Source organism: Capnocytophaga sp. oral taxon 863 str. F0517, from assembly GCF_000466425.1.
Classification (GTDB): domain Bacteria; phylum Bacteroidota; class Bacteroidia; order Flavobacteriales; family Flavobacteriaceae; genus Capnocytophaga.
Map to the genome: position 1 here is coordinate 1 of NZ_KE992104.1, position 5,420 is coordinate 5,420.

Annotated in this window: 4 protein-coding genes; all 4 read left to right on the forward strand. The window is 32.1% G+C overall.

Annotated elements, in window-relative coordinates; translation table 11 throughout:
* A partial coding sequence (locus HMPREF1551_RS14140; RefSeq protein WP_021627645.1) for a hypothetical protein occupies positions 1-2,734 on the forward strand: 2,734 nt, incomplete at its 5' end.
* A 7-nt stretch (positions 2,735-2,741) separates the two neighbouring features.
* The gene (locus tag HMPREF1551_RS03455; protein WP_021627646.1) at positions 2,742-3,770 is read left to right on the forward strand and encodes a hypothetical protein; all 1,029 of its coding nucleotides are present in this window, start codon (positions 2,742-2,744) and stop codon (positions 3,768-3,770) included.
* Entirely contained in the window at positions 3,754-4,071 is a 318-nt protein-coding gene (locus HMPREF1551_RS03460) for a hypothetical protein (RefSeq protein WP_021627647.1), read from the forward strand. Before HMPREF1551_RS03455 ends, HMPREF1551_RS03460 begins: the two co-directional genes overlap by 17 nt.
* 268 nt (positions 4,072-4,339) lie before the next feature.
* The gene (locus HMPREF1551_RS03465; protein ID WP_021627648.1) at positions 4,340-5,092 is read left to right on the forward strand and encodes a hypothetical protein; all 753 of its coding nucleotides are present in this window, start codon (positions 4,340-4,342) and stop codon (positions 5,090-5,092) included.
* Positions 5,093-5,420 lie beyond the last annotated feature (328 nt).

Consider the following 5,420-nt stretch of genomic DNA (forward strand, 5'->3'; position numbering starts at 1 on the left):
TTTTGACCAAACCGAAAGAACCCTTGCCCACGAATTGGGTCACGGAATATTTAAACTAGCACACCCATTCAAGAAAAAACAACAAGGCAATGTCCCTTCGTTAATGGACTATACCTCCGATGAGGATTTACTTTTTGCTGATTGGAAGCAGATCAATGATCCTACGTTTAAAATGGGGATATTTCAGGGACAAAAGGAAGGTTTAAAAATCTCCTATAAATATATTATTGAGGGGCATAACAAAGGTATTGCCCCCAATGGAAAGGTTATAGCTTATGTCAAAGCTACTAAAGAGAGATACAAAGTTAGGTTTGGTATTGATAAAGATTATTATATTCATAAGATTGAACTATATGATGAGGCTGGTAATAGTGTTGAAAACGAGTCATACTCTTGGAATTGGACAGATTTTGTAAACACTACAACCGCTAAAAGTATAGCAGAGACAAGTGCTATAGAACTTGTGTATAACTCTGCTAAAGAATCTGTCAAAACCTATATTTATCAAGTCATAGATGATTGTAAATATCGGTTTGCAGAGATAGATTATAAACCTTCAGATGGTATTGGTGAAATAAAATCGTCTAAATGGAAAACTAAATACCTTCTTAATGCAGAAGAATCTTGCACAAAGAATTTCATATTAGATATATTAGAAAAAGATAGAGAAGAATGCTCTAAAGAAGAAATAGATGAAGCATCAAAAATATTAAATCAATCTATTAAAACTCCTGAAAAAGCGGTAGACATTATAAATAATAGCTGTCTGTCAGCCTTGAGAAATCTATCTTATCAAAAGAAACAATACTTTATAGACCTTATAGCTTCACAAGAGAAGTTGAAAAACATTTCAGAATTGGCTATCTTGCGTTTGATGAATGCTCTTTCTGAAAGTGATTATGCCAACTTTTTCAATCATTTAGAGGCTAATAACAACTACTTAATAAAACATTTTATTGATCAAATAGATGATAGCTACTTTTTTATAGGTTCAGCAGGAGGAAATAGTGGAGGGAAAAACTACACTAACTTTATAGGAGCTTTGGTGTGGATGTTTAACCATACCCCAGCCTCTATTGAAGATAGATGGGGTAAGAATGAAGATGATTTTGTCAAAAGAACACTCAACTTAAACCCCATTACTTATAGTGAAGATACGAAATCCTCTCAGCATTTTGAGTATACTTTAAAAAAGAATAAGGGAAAATACATAGCTTCGACGGGAAGGATTCAGCTTTATGATGTTTATGATACCCATACTTATAATACTTTTGACAGCAAAGGACCGGGACGAATTTCCACTCATAAGGAAGAACCTATAGGAGAAGTTTCTCCATTAACACCACTTATTATTATCCCTGATAAGAACAAAGTTCCTTTGATACAAACAGCATTGGAAGGGAATGATTTAGGGAATGAAGTATATATAGTACCTGCTATTTTCTTAAAGTATAATGATGATAAGATTCTCAATGATTATATAGAGACAGGGGTTTTCACTACCTTAGATATAGCAACAATAGCAATCAGTGGAGGTACTGCTTTAGCGACCAAAGTACATTGGATACCCCGTGTTTGGGCATTGGTAGAAGTTGTAGGAGCTGTGGGGAATATAACAGCAAATACAATTAAAGAAATAAATGGTGATAATAAAGAGTTAAGAGAAATTGTCGATATTTATAATATTGCAATGGGAGCTATCGGGATCAAGAATCTCGGACAAGTAGGTTATAAGTTTGCAAAGAACCTACCACAAACTACAAAAAATATTCTCCAGAAGAATGGAAACTTAAGAACTCAACTCGTCAAAAGTTATCAAGATTGGAAAAGAAGAATAGGACAGCTCAAGACATCAAAGAAATTTGAGAAACTTGCTGATAATGAAAAGAAGTTATTAAAAGGGCAAGAAAAGGGCTGGAAATTATTAGGCTTTGTAGGTGATATCAAAGGTGTTGATCGGTTAAAAGACTTTTTAACCAATGATGCCCGTCTGGTGAACTTGATTAAGAAGCTAAACGCTAAGTTCAACAAGGTAGATGATTTTGCAAAACGTTTTGAAGAACTCTATCAAAAAGTGCCTGAAAATTCCGTAAAACCTATAGATGACCTTGTGGACGACCTTAAGCATCTATTTACAGAGCACATAGATGAGATTCCTGAAGGACAATTAGTAGCTTTCTTAAACGAACTTTTAGAAACTGGTGATAAGTTCAAAGCAGGAGCTACCTCTTTAGAGGTAATCCGAAATGTCAAATCCTACCTACCCGCTAAATTCCATAGCACCCTGCAAAAATTAGAATTAGAAGACCTTATTTCTTATGCTGATGAGGCAGGTGATTTTAGGTTTGATATCAAGTGGCAAGCTAAAACTTTGGATAAGTTTAATCAAGAGAGAGAAATTAGTATCTTCATAGATACTAAAAACTATTCTAAAGTAGGCAATATGTTTAAAGATTTAGGACAATATAAAGCATATTTAAGAGAAATAGATAATTTTGACCAGCTGTATATTATCCAACAAGGAGGTAGAGGTATTACAAAAGAAGATATCATTAAAAGACTTGAAAGTGCTATAGCTAAAGATGCTGAAGGGGTTTATTATGCAAAAAAACAACTTTGGCAGAAACTTGAGATAGATTCACCTGATAAACTACAAAAAGCTTGTGAAACCAAAGCTTTATCTCAGAGCCCTGCTTTTGATAAATTTAGAGACATCATTTTAATAACAAAATAAGTGTATTATGAAATTTCAGAAAATAAATAAAATTGAAAATGTATTAGATTTCGAACCAAAAAATGGAAGTTATTCATTTACAAAGGATAATTTAAATTATTTATGTATAAACAACAATTTTATACAAAAAGAGGAATGTGCTTTAGAACTATCTTTACGAGGAGAGTATATGTATGTTTGGTATGCCTCTTTAGAAACAGTAGAGATATATTCTAATGAAAACACTCTGATAAGCACTATTGAAGGGGATGTTTTCTTATTAAATAAGGAAACCCTATATATAGGATATAGCCTATTAGAGCTAAATCCATTTCAAAGCTACAGAAATTTAAAAAATCCATTTACTAATGAACTCATTTTAAAAGAAAACATTCCCTATCAGCTATATGTAGAAAAAGATATCATTATAGCTTATAGTATTTTTAAAGGAGAAATAAAACGTATCAATACCGATACAGAAACACTTTGGCAATTTACCATTGCTTCCTTAGGCGATTCTCCTTATCCTGATGAAGAGGATAGAATAGATAAAATAGTAGGTATTGCAAACGGAAATCTATGGGTTTATACCAATTTGTATCGTTTAATTGCCTTAGATATTGAAACGGGAAGTGCACAATACCATACTGATTGCTTTGGCGTTCAGTTAGATGAAGTTACTAAAAATATTTTTTCTATCGCTTCAAATGGTTGGACAGTTATAGATACTCAAACACTTACAGTGAAAGAGAGTTACTTCTTTTCAGAAGAAGACCCCAATATGGGACAATATAAATCTATATTTGACCCTTTACTACAAGGAGATTATTTTACATTTGTAGGTTCTAAACCTAAGGAACATTGGGGTATTGGTTGGATAGGTATTTTTGATTACAAAGCGAGAAAATTAGTATGGGAACACGAACTCATTCCTGAAGAAGAAAGAAAAAATACTCGCAATCACTTAGCGGCTACCCAACCCTTATATATGAGTGGTAATAAACTATATATCAAAGATGTAAAAGATAATTTGTACATTTTTGAAAGAGAGGAATAGAATATTTACTTTGTTTAAAGACTTAGGACAATATAAAGCCTATTTAAGAGCAATAGATAATTTTGACCAGCTGTATATTATCCAACAAGGAGGTAGAGGTGTTACTAGAAAACAAGTTATTGAAAAACTTGAAAGTGCTATAGCTAAAGATGCTGAAGCTGTATTTGATGCTAAAAAATCTATTTGGTTAAATATGAAAATTGGCTCTTATAAAAAGTTAGAAGATTTAGCAAAAACTAAAGAATTATCAACTTCTACTAAATATAGTTCATTTCAAGAAAGTATTAAAGTAACATTTTAATTTATGAAATTCAAAAAAAATAAAAAAAATCCAAAAAGTAAGAGGATTTGATCCTTATACAGGAATATATTCAACTTATGAACCTAATAGAATATATTTCCATAATACGTTTGTAGAATTAGAAGAAGAACCTTCTAAAATAAAGTTAATAGGTGAAAGAATCTTTACTAGGGATGCTGCAGGATGTCTGAAAATATGGAAAGAAGGAATACTCATAGAAACTATTGAAGACGCTGATTTATTCTCAAAATCTGATAATAACCAGATTTTGAAATATTATTATGATAAGGAATGGAATAGTTATGATAATATCCTTGATTTGGAGACCAATAAGCTCATTTTAAAAGAAAGCATTCCCTATCAGCTATATGTAGAAAAAAATATCATTATAGCGTATGATATTTTTGAGGGAGAGATAAAGCGTATCAATACCGATATAGAAACACTTTGGCAATTTACCATCGCTTCCTTAGGGGATTCTCCTTATCCTGATGAAGAAGATAGAATATACAAAATGATAGGTATTGTACACGGGAATCTATGGGTTTATACGCAACAATACCGCTTAATTGTCTTAGATATCGAAACGGGGTATGTACAATACCATACCGATTGCTTTGGTGTTCAGTTAGATGAAGTTACTAAAAATATTTTTTCTATCGCTTCAAACGGTTGGACAGTTATAGACACCCAAACATTTACTATAAAAGAAGATTACTTTTTCTCAAAAGAAGATCCTGAAGGAATGGGGCAATATGAGTCTGTATATAAACCTTTATTACAAGGAGATTATTTCACTTTTATAGGTTCTAAACATAAAGAATATGGAGGGATAGGTTGGATAGGTATTTTTGATTACAAGACGAGAAAGTTAGTATGGGAATACGAACTTCTTCCTTTTGAAGAAAGAAAAACTACTCGCAATCAGTTAGTTCCCCCCCAACCCTTATATATGAGTGGTAACAAATTGTATATCAAAGATATAAAAGATAATTTGTACATTTTTGAAAGAGAGGAATAGAAATGAATACCTATGTACAGAAAACATCTAAAACTATTGTCTATTTAAAGAAAAAACACTATCTCTATTCCTAAAATCATTACACAAACAATATACTAAAAATAAGTTCTTTGACATATTGAACAAGTACAAGCTATCATCAAACAGGGCAAGAAATACCAAATCGCAGGAGTGTTCAACTTGGTACACCTCTCACCTAAAACTGCCAAGGTAATCCTTGTACCCACTTCCGAAAACACCTCTATGGATATAGATAGAGTAAAATCTATTTATAGCAAGATAGGAGTAACTTTAGATATCACTTGGGCAGCGCCTTTTGATATCTCCC